The sequence below is a fragment of the Nonomuraea gerenzanensis genome (assembly GCF_020215645.1).
Taxonomy (GTDB): Bacteria; Actinomycetota; Actinomycetes; order Streptosporangiales; family Streptosporangiaceae; genus Nonomuraea; species Nonomuraea gerenzanensis.
The window spans coordinates 6,480,917-6,495,404 of record NZ_CP084058.1 but is presented as its reverse complement, the minus strand read 5'-3'; the positions used below and the strand labels follow the sequence as shown (position 1 = coordinate 6,495,404).

Here is a 14,488-nt window from a genome sequence, read left to right as displayed (position 1 = left end):
CCGCTAGCCGAGGTCGGCCAGGTCGTCCGGGCTCAGGCTCAGTGCCCCGGCGGCGACGTTCTCCTCCAGGTGGGCCGGCGAACCGGTGCCGGGGATGAGCAGGATGTTCGGCGAGCGGGCCAGCAGCCAGGCCAGCGCCACCTGCGGCACGGTGGCCCCGTGCCGGGCGGCGACGGCGTCCAGGCGCGCGGCCGTGAGCGGCTGGAAGCCGCCGACCGGGAAGAACGGGACGAACGCGATCCCGGCCTCCGCGCACGCGTCCACGATCGGGTCGTCCTCACGCCGCGTCAGGTTGTAGAGGTTCTGGACGCAGGCGATCGGCGCCATCGCGCGGGCCTCGGCGAACTCGCCGGCCGTGACGTTGGAGACGCCCAGCTGGCGGATCAGGCCCTCCTCACGCAGCGCGAGCAACGTCTCCAAGGGCGCGGCCAGGGACGTCTCGTCGCGGTCGAGGTCGCCCATCCGCAGGTTCACCACGTCGAGGCGGTCCACGCCGAGCGAGCGCAGGTTCGCCTCGACGCCGCGGCGCAGGCCGTCGGGCGTCAGGCCCCTCTTCGCCGACGCGGGCAGGTCGATGTCGGCGCCCTCCACCAGCGCGCCCACCTTGGTCACGATCACCAGGTCGTCCGGGTACGGATGCAGCGCCTCCCGGATCAGCTCGTTGGCCGCCACCCCGTCACGGGCGTAGTAGTGCGAGGTGTCGATGTGGTTCACCCCGAGCTCCACGGCCCGGCGCAGGACGGCGAGGGCCGTGTCCCTGTCAGGGCGGTCGCCTCTCGGCCAGCCGGTCAGCTTCATCGCGCCGTAGCCGATCCGCGCGACGCTCAGATCGCCGCCCAGCGCCCATCGCTCCGTCTTCACGATCATCCACCGTAGAGCAGCCTCTCCTCACGCGGTGCCGGCCACGCCGACCAGGCTCCCCTCCGGGTCGGCGAAGCGGCCGACGACGAGCATCCCCGGCGTGCCTTCGGGGCCCGTCCGGCGCTTGCCACCCAGGCTCGTCGGATCCTCCCTGCTCGGTACCGGTAAGAGGACAGACCCGGGCGGGCGGCGGAAATCATCGGTGATGGGGCCGAAGCGGGCTTGGGCGGGATGAGCCATCGCGGGCGGGGCAAACTTGATCAATTCCTTAACGGTGTACGTCGCGTCACAAGTGATCATCTATTGCCGCATCGGCGACGCTGGGTGACAGACCGCCTCCGGCGCCATGCGTCCGAGCCGGGTCTCTCGCCGCCTCGACCGAGGAGCCATCGTGCGCATCCGCGTTCTCGCCGCCGCCCTGGGCGCTGTCCTGCTCGCCGGGCCCGCCGCCGCCGACACTCCCGAGCCCGCCATCGCACCGGACGCCGCCGCGCTCGCCGGTGATTCCGGCAAGCTCTGCATCAGCGTGCCCGTGGGCGCCATGGCCAAGACCTTCAGCACCTTCGTGACCAGCTTCGCCGCCGAGATGGGCGCCGGCACGGCGGCGAACGCCGCCTCGCCCGCCGGCGGGCCGGCCTTCGGCGCCGTCACGCTTCCGGGCGCTGTGTCGCCGAGCGCGGGTGCTGCGCCCACGAGCGCCGGTGCTGCGGCTGCGAGCGCCGCCTCGCCCGCCGCCTCGCCCGCCGCCTCGCCCGCCGGCGGCGCGGTGTCCGGCGTCGCCGCGTCCGGGCCCGCGCTGCCCGAGAGCATGCTCGTCCTGCAAGCCACCTACTGCTGACCGCGCCCACCCACCCACCCCCGCCCGGCCCCCGGCGAGCCGAGGCCGGCCCGGCACCACCCGTCCAGCGACCGGAAGACCCGCACATGCACACCACCACCGCCGCGCGGACCAGCACCTGGCGGCTGCCCATCATCCTGCTCGGCATCTCCGGCCTGCGCCTGGACCGGGGCACCCGCTACCGCCCCGCACGCCTGCTCCTGTTCGCCTCGATGGCCACCCTGCAGTACCTGCTCGCCCCCGTGCTGACGACCCCGGCCGCCGCCACCGCCTACGCCGCGACGGTGTGGCTGCTGTACTACGGCGGGCTGAGCCTGACGCTCGGCGGCCCCGGACGCACCGCGCTCATCGCCCGCTACGGCGAGGACCGCGCCTACGCCCTGTACGAGGTCGCCCTCGGCCTGCTCTTCATGAACCAGGGCTTCGCCCAGGCCGTCGTCATCCACGCCTACGGCGACAGCCTCCCCGCCGCCGTCCCGTCCTGGGCCGCCTACACCATCGGGGCGGCCCTCATGGCGGTGGGCACGCTCTACAAGGTATGGGCGGCCAGCACGGCCGGCCTGGACACCTACTACTGCCGCGACATGTTCCACGGCCGCCCGCTCACGGACGCGAGCGAGCTGGTCGTCGCCGGCCCCTACCGGCACCTGCGCAACCCCATGTACGGGGCCGGCAACCTGCACGCCTACGGCTGGGCCGTCTGGTCCGGCTCGCTGGCGGGACTCGCCTTCGCGGGGGCCTTCCAGCTCGGCATCTACCTCTTCTACCACCTGTGTGAGCGCCCCTTCATCGAGCGCGCCTACGTCAGGCGGTGAAGGTGATCCTGCCGACGCCGTGGACGGTGCCGAGCCCCTTGGTGGCGCAGGAGTTCACGTTCGAGGTGGGGGTGGCGGTGCCGGTCAGGCGGGCCCCGGCCAGCGTTCCCTTGCTGATCCGCCCGCCGAGGAGCATGTCGCCCGGGTTGTAACCGGCCACCTTCTCCACCGAGGGCCGCACCGTGGAGACGCCCGCCTGCCGGCCGTCGGCCCCGTACCAGGTGATGGTGCCCTTGCCGTGGACGTCCCGCACGCCCGCGCAGGAGGCGCGGCCGGTGCTGTGCACGGTCATGGTGCCCGAGCGCAGGTGCGCGGCCGACGACGCCGAGGAGACGCAGCCGGTCAGCACGATCCCGGCCTGCGCCGTCACCGTGCGCGGCAGCAGCCTGACAGGCGGGTTGAACGTGATCGGGCGGTCCGGGGTGGTGGCGACCTGGCAGGTGAGCAACGTCTGCTGGACGGTCGCCGCCGAGGCGGGGGCGGTCGTCAGGACGGCGGCCGTGGCGACGGGAACAAGCAAGCGAACGGGTGTGAGCGGGTGAACGGGCATGTCATCTCCTCGTACTGGCCGTGATCGGTGCGCGGCTGATCCCTCACAGGCGCACCCACGACAGAAGCGAGCATGATCTGCGGCGGCACGGGCGAACCGCCTCCCGGCAAAACTTGATCAACTTCTTAACGGGGGACGACGCGCCACAAGTGATCAGCTATCGCCCGCGCGGCGATGCTGGGTGACAGCAGCCGCGTCCGACGCGCTGGCAGGAAGGAGTCCGCCGTGAGCGAAGAAGACATCGTGACCGTGGTACGCGAGCGTTGCGCCGAGATCCTCAAGGTCGATCCGAGCCGGGTCACCGAAGGCGCACTCCTGCGCGAGGACCTGGAGGCCGACAGCCTCGACCTGGCCGAGCTGCACATCGCCCTGGAGGACTCCTGGGGGCCCCTGCCCCGCGAGACCCTCGCCGACGTCAGGACCGTCGGCGACGTGCTCGCCAAGGCCCGGCTGCTGCTGAGCGGGTCCGCGTGAGGACTGGCCGCGTCAGGATCGCGGTGACCGGGATGGGCGTGCGCACGACGGCGGGCGCCCACCCCAAGGAGCTGTGGAACGCGCTGCTGGCCGGCCGGTCCACCGCCCGGCCGATCACCTCGTTCGACACCGAGGGGCTGGGAGTGCGCTTCGCCTGCCAGATCGCCGACCTGGACACCTCGGCGTACCTGACGCCCAAGCAGGCCTCCCGGCTCGACCGGGTGGCCAGGCTCGCGCTCTGCGCCGCCACCGACGCGCTCGCCGACGCCCGCGCCGGCTCTGGCTCTGGCTCTGGCTCTGGCGCCGGCGACGGCGACGGCGACGGCGACGGGGTGGCCGGGACGCCACCGGAGCGGCGGGCGGTGGTGACCGGCGTCGCCCTGGGCGGCAGGACGACCGACGAGGCGGGCATGCTCGCCGGCCGGTATCCCGGGCGCGGCAACCCCGGCCCGCTGCACGTCCCGATGATCATGCACAACTCCGCCGCCGCGGCGATCGGCATCCACCACCGGATCCAGGGCCCGAGCCTGTCGGTGGAGACGGCCTGCGCCTCCGGCGCGCACGCCATCGGCGAGGCGGCCCGCCTTCTGCGCGACGGCTCGGCCGACCTGGTGGTCGCCGGTGGGGCAGAAGCCTGCGTCACCCCCACCGTGCTGCTCGCCTTCCACCGCTGCCAGGCCCTGTCGCTGCGCAACGACGACCCCGAGCGCGCCAGCCGGCCCTTCGACCGTGACCGTGACGGGTTCGTGCTGGCCGAGGGCGCGGCGTTCCTCGTCCTGGAGAACCTGGAGCACGCGCTGCGCCGCGACGCCCGCATCCACGCCGAGCTGACCGGCTACGCCACCACCTCCGACGCCCACCACCTCACCGCGCCGCCGCCGGACGGCGAGGGCGCCGCCCGCTGCATGCGGGCCGCGCTCGCCGACGCCGGCCTGTCACCGGTCGAGATCGCGCACGTCAACGCGCACGGCACCGGGACACCGCTGAACGACGTGGCCGAGGCCCGGGCGATCAGCGCGGTGTTCGGCCCCGCCGGGGTCCCCGTCACCTCGATCAAGGGGGTCACCGGGCACGCCATCGCCGCCGCCGGCGCCATCGAGGCCGTGGCCGCAGTCCTGTCCATGAACGAACGCGCCATCCCGCCCACCGCCAACCTCGATCACCTGGACCCCGCGTGCGACGTCGACGTCGTCGGCCGGGTCCGGCCCATGCCGCCGGGGCCGGTGCTGTCCAACTCGTTCGGCTTCGGCGGCCACAACGCCACGCTCATCTTCTCGCCACATTGACCAAGGACTTCTCATGCGCCTCTCCGCTCTGCTCGCCGCCACCCTGATCGTCTCCGCATCCGCCGGTCCGGCCGCCGCCGCCGACGGGCCCGACCTCGCTCAAGCCGGGCCGGACCCGGAGCGGGTGTGCGTCACCGTGCCCGTCCAGGCACTCGCCCAGGCCTTCAGCGACTTCTTCAGCTCGGGGGTAAGCGCCGCGTCAGCCTCCGCGGCGACGGCTCCCGCCGCGTCAGCGCAACCCGCGACGGCTCCCGCCGCGGCCCCCGCCCCGGCTGAGGGCGCGACGGGCGCGACGGGCGCGACGGCCGCGGGCGCGGCGCCACCGCCGTCGCAGCTCTTCGGCTTCCGGCTGCCCAGGGAGGTACGCGTCCTGGAAGCCACCTCCTGCTGACCCCCGAGCTGTGAGAGGTGATGCGGTGTGACCACCCCGCTCTTCGACGTCGTGGCCATGACCGAGCACTGGACGCGCGCCCACCCCGGCACGGTGGCCTGCCACGTCGACCGGCGCCGCCACGCGGAGACACTGACCTACGCGCAGCTCGACGACCTCATCACCCGCGCCGCGACCCGGCTGGCCGATGCCGGCGTGCGGCCGGGGACGCGGACCGCCGTGATGGTGCCGCCAGGGCAGGATCTGGTCGCCGTGGTGCTGGCACTGCTGCGGCTGCGGGCCGTACCCGTCCTGATTGACCCGGGACTCGGCGCGCGGGCCGTCGGCGCGTGCCTGGCCGAGGCGGCTCCGGGAGCGTTCGTCGCGGTCCCGCGCGCGCACCTGGCGCGCGTCCTGCTGGGATGGGCGCGGGACAGCCTGCACACGACGGTCACGCTCGCCACCCGCACCCTGTGGTTCGCCCGCCACCGCGACAGGCCGGCAACGAGCCAGGACGCCGGCGGACCGGCGTTGATCGCCTTCACCTCGGGCTCCACCGGCGCGCCCAAGGGGGTGCCCTACCGTCACCGGCACCTGGCCGGGCAGACGGGGCTGCTGGCGCACCTCGGCGTGCTGGAGCCGGGAGCCACGGTGTACTCGACGTTCCTGCCGTTCGCGGTGGCGGCGCCGTCGATGGGCTGCGCGGCGGTCATCCCCCGGCTCGACCTGCGCCGCCCCGAACGCACCGACCCGGCCGCCATGGCCCGCTCCATCACCACGCACGGCGTGCGCGCCCTGTTCGCCGCGCCCGCCCTGCTGGACCGGCTCGCCCGCCACTGCCTGCGGCACGGGCTGGTGCTGGACAGCGTGGAGGTGGTGCTCACCGCCGGCGCGCCGCTGCCGTTCCGTACGCTGCGCCGCGCCCAGCAGTGCCTGCCCGCGCACGCCGACGTGCGCTCGGTGTACGGGGCCACCGAATGCCTGCTGGTCAGCATGGCCGACGCCGCCGAGCTCGCCGCCACGGCCGCGGCCACCGCCCGGGGCGCCGGCACCTGCCTGGGCGGTGTCCTGCCGGGCAACCGGGTCCGCGTCGTGCGCATCACCGACGAGGCGATCCCGCGCTGGTCGGACGACCTGCTGGTGCCGCCGGGGACCGTGGGGGAGATCACCGTGTCGGGCCCGGCGGTCGGGGATCCGTACCTCGCCCGCCCGTACGAGAGCGCCCTGGCCCGCATCGACGACCACGGCGAGCCCGTGCACCGCATGGGCGACCTCGGCTGGCAGGACGAGCGGGGGCGGCTGTGGTTCGCCGGGCGCAAGAGCGAGCGCGTGCGCACCGGCGGCGGCGAGCTGTACACCGACCAGGTCGAACCGATCGTGAACGCGCTGCCGGGAGTGCGGCGCAGCGCCCTGGTGGGCGTGGGCCCGACGGACGGCCGGCGCGCGGTCCTGTGCGTGGAGTGCGAGCCCGGCGCCTCGCGCCGCGCGCGCCGCGAGGTCGTCGAACGGGTGCGGGCGCAGGCAGGCGTCATCGGCGACATCGCCCACGTGCTGGCGCACCCGTGCTTCCCGATGGACGTCCGGCACGCCAGCAAGATCCGCCGCCCGCTGCTGGCCCGCTGGGCGGCGCGCAGGCTCGGCACGGAGGAGCGGTGAAGGTCCTGGTGACCGGCGGCGGCGGGTTCCTCGGCCAGGCCGTCTGCCGCCTCCTGGCGGAGCGGGGCGAGCAGGTCTCGGCGCTGAACCGCCGCCGCTACCCGGCGCTGGCCGAGCTGGGCGTGGTCCAGCACGCCGCCGACATCCGCGACCAGGACGCCGTACGGGCCGCCGTGACCGGCTGCGAGGCCGTCGTGCACTGCGCCGCCCTGGCCGGCCTGTGGGGGCCGGCCTCCGCCTACCGCTCGACCAACGTGCGGGGCACGGCGAACGTCATCGACGCCTGCCTGCGCGCCGGCGTCGCCCGCCTGGTGCACACCTCCTCGCCGAGCGTCGTGCACGCCGGCCGCGACCTGGAGGGCGTGGACGAGTCGGCCCCGTACGCGCGCCGCTTCCCCGCCGCCTACCCGGCGAGCAAGGCCGGCGCCGAACGGCTGGTGCTGGCCGCCGACGGTGACCGGCTGGCCACGGTCGCGCTGCGCCCCCACCTCGTCTGGGGGCCGGGCGACCCGCACTTCCTGCCGCACCTCGCCGCCAAGGCCAGGTGCGGCCGGCTCGTCCTGCCGCACGCCCCCGGCAAGCGCGTCGACACCGTGTACGTCGACAACGCCGCAGAAGCCCACCTCCTGGCCCTGGACGCCCTGACTTTCGGGGCACCCCCCGCCGGCCGCGCCTACTTCATCACCCAGGGCGAGCCGACCACGCTCGCCGACTGGATCGACGGCCTGCTCGCGGCGGCCGGGCTGCCCCCGGTGGCCCGGCGGGTGCCGGCCCGCCCGGCCCGCCTGGCCGCCACCGCCGTCGAGTACGCCTACCGGCTCGCCCGCGTCCGGGCCGCACCGCCGATCACCCGGATGGCGGCCGTCCAGGCCACCACCTCCCACTGGTTCGACATCTCCGCCGCCCGCCGCGACCTCGGATACGAGCCGCGCGTCAGCACGGCGGCGGGCATGGGCAGGCTCGCCGCCCACCTGTCGGGGAACACCTCGCGGAGGCCCTGATGCACCTGCCCGGCTACCCCTTCCGCCCCCGCTGGTTCGTCCGCGAGGGCCTGCGCCACCACTACCTGGACGAGGGCGAGGCGACCGGCGCGCCCGTGCTCATGCTGCACGGCAACCCGTCGTGGAGCTACCTGTGGCGGCGGCTCATCCTGGCGCTGCGCGGCGAGCACCGCTGCCTCGCCCCCGACCACCTCGGCATGGGCCTGTCGGACAAGCCGGGCGCGGACCGCTACTCCCACACGCTGGCCTCCCGCGTGGCCGACCTCGACGCGCTCACCGGCCACCTCATCGCCGAACGGGGCGCCCCCGACCACGGCTGGACGCTCGTGATGCACGACTGGGGCGGCCCCATCGGCATGGCCTGGGCCGCCCGCCACCCTGGCCGGGTGTCCCGGCTGGTCGTGCTCAACACCGCCGCCTTCCCCAACCCGCACGGCCCGCGCGTGCGCCCGGCGCTGCGGCTGCCGCTGTGGCTGCTGCGCGAGACGCGCCTGGGCGAGCGCCTGTTCCTGCGCCACCACGCCTTCGCCAGGCTGGCCACGCTGCCGCCGTTCGGAGTCCGTCACCGGCTGCCCGGGGACGTGCGTGCCGCCTTCCTCGCCCCCGGAGACCAGCTGGAGCACCGCCTGGCCGTGCAGCGGTTCGTCCAGGACATCCCGCTCGGCCCCGGCGACCGGTCGTGGCCGCTGCTGCTGCGGGCGGGGGAGAGCGTGGCCGCCTTCGCCGACCGGCCCGTCCTGATCGGCTGGGGGCTGCGCGACCCGGTCTTCGACCCGCTCATGCTACGCGAGTGGCGGCGGCGCCTGCCGAACGCCCAGGTGCACCTCTTCCCCCGGGCCGGGCACTACGTGCTGGAGGACGCCCACGACCGCCTCGTCCCCGCCGTCACCGCCTTCCTGCGGCGGTGAGCGCCCGCGACCAGGGCAGCCACCAGTTCCGGTGCCCGAGCAGCCGCATCAGGCTCGGCACCAGCACCATACGGATCACCGTGGCGTCCAGGACGATCGCCGCCGCCACCGCGAACCCGCCCTGCTGGAAGTCCAGCCGCCGGGTCAGCATCAGCCCGCCGAACGTGACCGCCATGATGGCCGCTGCCAGCGTGATGGGACGCGCCGTGTGCCGCAGCCCGTGCAGCACGGCCGCGGTGTTGTCGCCGTCCCGGCGGTAGTGCTCGGCGATGCGGTGGACGAGGAAGACCTCGTAGTCCAGCGACAGGCCGAACACGACGGTGAAGACGATCAGCGGCAGCAGCGCGTTGACGTCGGCGCCCGGCGGGCCCAGGTCCTGGAAGACGACGGTGAGCAGCCCGAAGGCGGCGCAGACGCACAGCAGGTTCATCGCGACCGCCTTGACCGGGATGAGCAGGCTGCGGAAGGTCAGCAGCAGCAGCCCGAACGACGCCAGCAGCACCACCGCCAGCACCTGCCACAGCCCTTCCAGCGCGCCCGCCGCCAGGTCACCGAGCCGCGCCGCCGGCCCGACGGCCAGCAGCCGCTGACCGGCCGGCAGCAGGCGCGCTCCCAGCGCGCGCAGGTCGTGCTGGAACGCGGCGGCGGCGGCCCCGTCCGGCGGGCACCGGTCGGCGACGAGCAGCACGGTCAGGTCCCTGCCGTTGTCCAGCACGGTCGCCATGGACACCCTCGGATCGGCCCGCAGCGCCTGCTGGAACGCGAAGGTGTCCACGGGAGCGGCGCTGCCCGGATGCGGCAGCGCCACGGCGGTCAGCCCGGCCACCCTGTCCCGCTCCAGCCCGGCCAGCCCGGCGCCCAGGTCGGTGCCCGCCAGCGCCGGACGGTCGTAGTGCAGCCCCATCCGCAGGTGCAGCACCGGCACGGCGGCCAGGACCAGCACGGCGGCGGCGGCCACGGCGTACCGGCCGGGCCGCCGCATCATGTGCTCGGCGGCCCGCAGCCACGCGGGCTGCCGCCTCGGGCGCCCGCCACGCCGCCGCCACGGCAGCGTGCCCCACCCCAGCCACCGGTCGAGCCGGGACAGCAGCGCCGGGCCCAGCGTCAGCGCGGCGGCCAGGGTGACCAGGGCGGCCAGCATGCCGGCCAGCGCCAGGGAGTGCGCCCACGGCACGTCCACGACCAGCAGCGCGCAGGAGGTGACGACGATCGCCGCCGCGCACCAGATCACGGTGCCGCCCGCGGTGGCGGTGGCCCGTCCGGCGGCCGTCCGGGGCGGCAGGCCCGCACGCCGGGCCTGGCGGTAACGCAGCAGGATCAGCAGTGTGTAGTCCAGCCCCAGCCCCAGCGACATGGTGACCGTGTAGGTCAGCATGGTCGAGTCGACGGGCGCCAGCGCAGCCGCCGCCGCGAGCGCGCCCACACCGGTCACGATCGCCGCGCCGCCCACGACCAGCGGCAGCAGCGCCGCGCCCACCGCGCCCAGGCCCAGCACCAGCAGCGCCGCCGCCACCGGGACCGTCATGGCCTCCATCGACCGCAGGTCCGCCAGGTCGGCGTGCGCGAGCTGCGCGAAGGCACGGCTCACCCCCAGGATCGTCACGGTGACGGCGCCCGCCGAGGCGTCCGCGGCGGCCTGCCGCGCGGCCGCGAGCTGGGCGGGCAGGTTGCGCTGCCGGGCCGGCTCGTCGCCGTGCACGCCCACCAGCACGTAGGAGTGGCGGGGATGCCCGCCGGCGGTCTCCGGCAGCGGCAACATCGCGCCGACGTCCGGCCGGGCGGCCAGCGCGGCCACCGTGGCGGCCAGCGCCCGCTGGTAGCGCGGCTCGCCGGTGCCCAGGGTCGCCGAGCCGAAGGCCAGCATCATCTGCTCGCTCCCCAGCTCAGGGAAGCCGCGCGCGATCTCCGCCGCGGCCACCGCCGACGGGGAGCCCGGCACCTCCAGCGACGGCGGGGCCAGCCGCTGGGGCAGGCCCGGCAGCCACATCACGGCCGCGCCGAGCAGGAGCAGCCACACCGCGATGACCAGCCGCCCGGCAGGGCCCGCCGCCGACCGCCCGAGCCGGTCGAGGACGCCGGGCCTGTCCTGCGGCAGGACCCGCCCGGCGGGCAGCAGGGCTCGGCGGTGTCCCGTACCGACCGGCATGAGGGCCCTTCTCACCAGCGCAGCAGCACCGTGCCCGAGCTGAGCCCGCTGGCCACCCCCACCAGGGCGACGAGGTCACCGCGCGCGAGCCGCCCCGCCCGCTCGGCCAAATGCAGCTGCATCGGCAGCGTGGCGGCGGCCAGGTTGCCGTGCTCGGCGATCGTCACCTCGGCCTTGTCCCGGGGCAGCTCGATCAGCTCGCACAACCAGTGCAGCGCCGCCAGCGACGGCTGGTGCACGCACACCACCGCCACGTCCTCCCAGCCGAGCCCCCGCTCGGCCAGCGGCTGCCGCAGCACGCCCAGATCCAGCTTCTGCACGCCGATGGCCAGCGCGACCGGATCGATGGTGAACCGACCGGCCCGCAGCCCCCCGGCGCCGTCGTGCACGAACGGCATGATCGAGGCCTCGTAGTACGCGGAGTTCGCCCCGAACCGGCCCCCGAGCACCCCGGGGGTGCCGCTGGACTCCAGCAGCAGCGCCGTGCCCGAGTCGGAGACCGTGTAGGACGGGATCGCCGGCTCGAAGTCCGCCTGCGACTCCAGCCGCCACTGGATGCTGGAGGTGACGACCTCGCCGCAGGCGACGAGCACCGTACGGTGATGGCCGCCGGTGATGAGCGCGTCGGCCAGGTGGATCGCCCGCAGCACGCTGTTGCAGGCGTCCCGCACGTCGAAGACCGGGCAGTCGGCCCCCAGCTTGGCCGCCACCATGTGCCCCGTCGCTGGCTCGACGGCGTCGCCGGACACCCCGGCGTAGATGATCAGGTCGATCGACGGCGGCGTGTGCCCCGTCTGCCGCAGCAGCTCGCGGGCCGCCGCGACCGCCAGGTCCGAGGCCATCCACCCCGGCGGCGCGACGTGGCGGAAGCGCACGCCGCTGTGCCGCTCGATCAGGCCGCGCGGCACGCTGATGCCGGGGTTGCGCTCGGCCAGCAGGTCCTCCAGCTGCGGCGTCGTCAGGCCGCCGTCCGGCAGATGCACCGCCGCCCCCGCCACGCGGGAGTACCGCGACCGGCTCATGCGGGCTCGCCCCTTCCCCGTACGGGCCGCGCAGATTGCCGATAGACCATGCCAAGTCCGCCTTTCCTGGGCAACAGGCGCCCACGATAAGCAAGACCCGGCGGCGAACCTAGGTGAACCGCCGAGCGTACGACCCGGCTTGCCGAGCCTTTGACCAGGGTCACCCGGTGCACGGCAGGCTGGAGGGCCCGGCTCACGGGGCAGTCCTTCTTCTGGCCGGCGCCGTGCGCGGGTCCGCGTTCCCAGAGTTCACGCATGAGATCGCTGCGCGCCGTGCTGCCCGCCCTGCTGCTCACCGCGACGGCGGCGGCCTCCGGCCGGCCGGAGGTGACCGCGCTGCCGCCGCTGCCGCCGCTGCCCCCCGCTCACCGCCCAGGCGCCGCAGGAGGGGGTGCGGCCGGAGCCGGGCGAGCGAGCCGCGTATGGGGAAGGGCTCAGGCGGGCGCGTGCGGGACTTCGTCCTCGGCTGTTCCGGTGAAGCTGCGCAACCGGGGGCTGAGCGCGGCGACGGCGGCGGTCAGGCCGAGCAGCCCGCCGAGCGCGAGCAGCGCCCCCGCACCGCCCAGCGCGGCGGCCAGCGCGCCGCCGAGGACCGGCCCGAGCGGCTTGAGCACCATCCCGCCCATGCTCATGACCGCGCCCATCCGGCCGAGCAGCTCCTCGGGCACCATCCGCGCGACCACCACGTTCATCACCACGTTCAGCGACGGCGTGGACAGGGTGATGAACACCAGCGGGACCATCGGCCACCACACCCCCCACGGCAGCGCCGTGGCCGCGAGCGCGGCGCCGAAGATCGCCACGACGGCCGGCAGCAGCCTGCCGGGCGGCAGGAGCCGGCTGATCCGGCCCGACAGCAGCGCCCCGGCCAGCCCGCCGATCCCGAGGCCGGCCAGCACCACGCCGGTGACGCGGGCGTCGCCGCCGCGCTCCCCGACGAGCACGATCAGCGGGATCAGGAACGCCCCGCCCAGCAGGTTGAGCACCATCACCGCCGCCGTGGCCTCCCGCAGGCCCCGCTGCCGCCACAGCCAGGACAGCGCCTCGGCCGCCTCCCGGCGCATGCCGCGCCGCTCCTGCCCGGGGGCGGGCGCGGGCTGGTCCGCCGGGCGGCGCGGCACCTTCGCCAGCACGTAGAGGAGCGTGGCGGCCAGGAAGGTGAGGGTGTCCACGAGGAACGGCACCGCCCGCCCCAGCCCGTACAGCAGGCCGCCGAGCGGAGGGCCGACCAGCCCGGCCGCGTGGGTGCGGGACTCCTCCTGCGCGTAGGCGCTGTGCAACTGGGCGGCGGGGACGATGCCGCGGATCGCCGTGTCCAGCACGGGCCCGACGAACGCGGCGCACAACCCGTCCAGCACCGCCAGCGCGACGAACTGCCACACCCGCACGTCACCGGTGAGAACCAGCGCCGTCAGCAGCGCTGAGACGGCGGCCTGCAGCCCCTGGGCGGTGATCAGCGTGCGCCGGCGGTCCCACCGGTCCACCCAGACGCCGGCCGGCAGCTGGATCAGCACGAAGGCGACCGTACGGGCGCCGGCCACGACGCCCGCCAGACCCGGCGAGCCGGTGAGGGCCAGCACCAGCAGCGGCATGGCGAGCCTGGTGAGCTCCGAGCCGAGCTGGGAGACGGCGCTGCCGGCCCAGAGCAACTGGAAGCGCACGTTCTTGCGCAGCGGGGCGATGCCGGTCATGAAGGGTCCTACTCCGGGTGGGGGAACCCGGAGAAGTTACCACCGATCTGTCCGGTGGGAGCGGCAGTGCCACCCTCGCGCCAGCGCTGACGACCGGCTGCATGACGGCGGTGCCCGGTAGTCAGAACGAGACCGGCCTGCGGCTCGGCCTCACGCCCGCGGGCGCGGCACCTCTGGGACATGGGGAGCGGGCCGGGCATCCCCGACCCCCGCCTTGGGGGTGGTGAGCCGGCGCAGGCCGAGCAGGGCGTACCCCAGCACCACGAAGGCGGCCAGCACGCCGGCGGCCACCGACGCCACCGTCGGCCAGCCCAGCCGTTCCACGTTCAGGAACGGGTAGACGTAGCGGCGCGGCAGGTTGGGGGCGGCGAGCAGCACGAACGCGCCGTACAGCAGCGGATACCCCAGCCAGGCGAACGGCGCCGCCCACCGCGCCCGGCTTCCCCGGTCGAACGCGATCCAGTCGGTCACCGCCATGAGCGGCGTCACGTAGTGCAGCAGGAAGTTGCCCCATCCGCGCGCGCCGCCCCCGTCCAGCAGCGCCAGCGGGTTCTCCAGATCGCGCGAGACGTAGTTGACCAGGCAGGTGACCAGCAGGTACAGCGTCACCGCGCCCTTGACTGCGGCGGAGGCGGGCCTCCTGCGGCCCGCGGCCACCCGCCAGCCGTAGTAGAGCGCCAGCATGACGTTGCTCTGGACCGTGAAGTAGGCCCATGGGCGGCCGATCGACGACGTCAGGCACACCAGGCCCGTCACGGTTGCCGCGACCAGCAGGAGCCGCCACGCCGTCAGCCGTCCCTCACGCATGTCCGCCACAAGATCACGTTAGCGCCGGAAGCGCCCACCAGGCGGCGATTCTCCGCAGATCCG

15 protein-coding genes are annotated in these 14,488 nt (G+C 75.0%); 8 read left to right on the top strand and 7 right to left on the bottom strand.

The window, feature by feature from the left end; genetic code table 11:
• Nucleotides 1–3 precede the first annotated feature (3 nt).
• Complete coding sequence (locus tag LCN96_RS30390) at nucleotides 4–867, bottom strand: oxidoreductase (RefSeq protein ID WP_225265843.1); 864 nt, start codon at nucleotides 865–867, stop codon at nucleotides 4–6.
• A 21-nt stretch (nucleotides 868–888) separates the two neighbouring features.
• Nucleotides 889–1,161 carry a hypothetical protein gene (locus LCN96_RS30385; protein ID WP_225265842.1) on the bottom strand — a complete coding sequence of 91 codons (273 nt, stop codon included), beginning with the start codon at nucleotides 1,159–1,161 and terminating at the stop codon, nucleotides 889–891.
• Between the two features lie 91 nt (nucleotides 1,162–1,252).
• On the opposite strand from LCN96_RS30385, the gene LCN96_RS30380 reads away from it, so the two are divergent.
• Both LCN96_RS30380 and LCN96_RS30375 read left to right on the top strand, forming a co-directional pair.
• Entirely contained in the window at nucleotides 1,253–1,699 is a 447-nt protein-coding gene (locus LCN96_RS30380; protein WP_225265841.1) for a hypothetical protein, read from the top strand.
• 86 nt (nucleotides 1,700–1,785) lie between these two features.
• Nucleotides 1,786–2,514 (top strand): PEMT/PEM2 family methyltransferase, encoded by a 729-nt coding sequence (locus LCN96_RS30375; RefSeq protein ID WP_225265840.1) that lies wholly within the window; start codon nucleotides 1,786–1,788, stop codon nucleotides 2,512–2,514.
• Here LCN96_RS30375 and LCN96_RS30370 read toward each other — a convergent pair.
• Nucleotides 2,504–3,034 (bottom strand): hypothetical protein, encoded by a 531-nt coding sequence (locus LCN96_RS30370; RefSeq protein ID WP_225265839.1) that lies wholly within the window; start codon nucleotides 3,032–3,034, stop codon nucleotides 2,504–2,506. The two genes, LCN96_RS30375 and LCN96_RS30370, sit on opposite strands and share 11 nt — an antisense overlap.
• Before the next feature lie 255 nt (nucleotides 3,035–3,289).
• Here LCN96_RS30370 and LCN96_RS30365 point away from each other — a divergent pair, with 255 nt between their 5' ends.
• The 6 genes from LCN96_RS30365 to LCN96_RS30340 are packed head-to-tail and all read left to right on the top strand — an operon-like array spanning nucleotide 3,290 to nucleotide 8,759.
• Complete coding sequence (locus LCN96_RS30365) at nucleotides 3,290–3,538, top strand: acyl carrier protein (RefSeq protein ID WP_225265838.1); 249 nt, start codon at nucleotides 3,290–3,292, stop codon at nucleotides 3,536–3,538.
• Nucleotides 3,535–4,824 (top strand): beta-ketoacyl-[acyl-carrier-protein] synthase family protein, encoded by a 1,290-nt coding sequence (locus tag LCN96_RS30360; protein WP_225265837.1) that lies wholly within the window; start codon nucleotides 3,535–3,537, stop codon nucleotides 4,822–4,824. Before LCN96_RS30365 ends, LCN96_RS30360 begins: the two co-directional genes overlap by 4 nt.
• Before the next feature lie 13 nt (nucleotides 4,825–4,837).
• Nucleotides 4,838–5,215, top strand: a complete 378-nt coding sequence (locus LCN96_RS30355; RefSeq protein ID WP_225265836.1) for a hypothetical protein — start codon at nucleotides 4,838–4,840, stop codon at nucleotides 5,213–5,215.
• Nucleotides 5,216–5,242: 27 nt separating this feature from the next.
• Nucleotides 5,243–6,850: a fatty acid CoA ligase family protein gene (locus LCN96_RS30350; protein WP_225265835.1), complete on the top strand. Its 1,608-nt coding sequence runs from the start codon at nucleotides 5,243–5,245 to the stop codon at nucleotides 6,848–6,850.
• Complete coding sequence (locus tag LCN96_RS30345) at nucleotides 6,847–7,851, top strand: NAD-dependent epimerase/dehydratase family protein (protein ID WP_225265834.1); 1,005 nt, start codon at nucleotides 6,847–6,849, stop codon at nucleotides 7,849–7,851. The genes LCN96_RS30350 and LCN96_RS30345 overlap by 4 nt, the downstream gene beginning before the upstream one ends.
• Entirely contained in the window at nucleotides 7,851–8,759 is a 909-nt protein-coding gene (locus LCN96_RS30340; protein WP_225265833.1) for an alpha/beta fold hydrolase, read from the top strand. The genes LCN96_RS30345 and LCN96_RS30340 overlap by 1 nt, the downstream gene beginning before the upstream one ends.
• Here LCN96_RS30340 and LCN96_RS30335 read toward each other — a convergent pair.
• From LCN96_RS30335 to LCN96_RS30320, 4 genes are all read right to left on the bottom strand, one after another.
• On the bottom strand, nucleotides 8,737–10,905 hold the full coding sequence (locus LCN96_RS30335; protein WP_225265832.1) for an MMPL family transporter: 2,169 nt from the start codon (nucleotides 10,903–10,905) through the stop codon (nucleotides 8,737–8,739). The two genes, LCN96_RS30340 and LCN96_RS30335, sit on opposite strands and share 23 nt — an antisense overlap.
• 11 nt (nucleotides 10,906–10,916) lie before the next feature.
• Complete coding sequence (locus tag LCN96_RS30330) at nucleotides 10,917–11,927, bottom strand: 3-oxoacyl-ACP synthase III family protein (protein ID WP_225265831.1); 1,011 nt, start codon at nucleotides 11,925–11,927, stop codon at nucleotides 10,917–10,919.
• 434 nt (nucleotides 11,928–12,361) lie between these two features.
• Nucleotides 12,362–13,618, bottom strand: coding sequence for an MFS transporter (locus tag LCN96_RS30325; RefSeq protein ID WP_225265830.1), 1,257 nt, complete (start codon nucleotides 13,616–13,618; stop codon nucleotides 12,362–12,364).
• Between the two features lie 150 nt (nucleotides 13,619–13,768).
• Complete coding sequence (locus tag LCN96_RS30320; RefSeq protein WP_225276087.1) at nucleotides 13,769–14,425, bottom strand: Pr6Pr family membrane protein; 657 nt, start codon at nucleotides 14,423–14,425, stop codon at nucleotides 13,769–13,771.
• Nucleotides 14,426–14,488 lie beyond the last annotated feature (63 nt).

Bases quoted from the DNA above. Each gene is read 5' to 3' on its own strand.
- LCN96_RS30390 (WP_225265843.1), bottom strand. From the start codon at position 867: ATGATCGTGAAGACGGAGCGATGGGCGCTGGGCGGCGATCTGAGCGTC.
- LCN96_RS30385 (WP_225265842.1), bottom strand. From the start codon at position 1,161: ATGATCACTTGTGACGCGACGTACACCGTTAAGGAATTGATCAAGTTT.
- LCN96_RS30375 (WP_225265840.1), top strand. From the start codon at position 1,786: ATGCACACCACCACCGCCGCGCGGACCAGCACCTGGCGGCTGCCCATC.
- LCN96_RS30355 (WP_225265836.1), top strand. From the start codon at position 4,838: ATGCGCCTCTCCGCTCTGCTCGCCGCCACCCTGATCGTCTCCGCATCC.
- LCN96_RS30340 (WP_225265833.1), top strand. From the start codon at position 7,851: ATGCACCTGCCCGGCTACCCCTTCCGCCCCCGCTGGTTCGTCCGCGAG.
- LCN96_RS30335 (WP_225265832.1), bottom strand. From the start codon at position 10,905: ATGCCGGTCGGTACGGGACACCGCCGAGCCCTGCTGCCCGCCGGGCGG.
- LCN96_RS30330 (WP_225265831.1), bottom strand. From the start codon at position 11,927: ATGAGCCGGTCGCGGTACTCCCGCGTGGCGGGGGCGGCGGTGCATCTG.
- LCN96_RS30325 (WP_225265830.1), bottom strand. From the start codon at position 13,618: ATGACCGGCATCGCCCCGCTGCGCAAGAACGTGCGCTTCCAGTTGCTC.
- LCN96_RS30320 (WP_225276087.1), bottom strand. From the start codon at position 14,425: ATGCGTGAGGGACGGCTGACGGCGTGGCGGCTCCTGCTGGTCGCGGCA.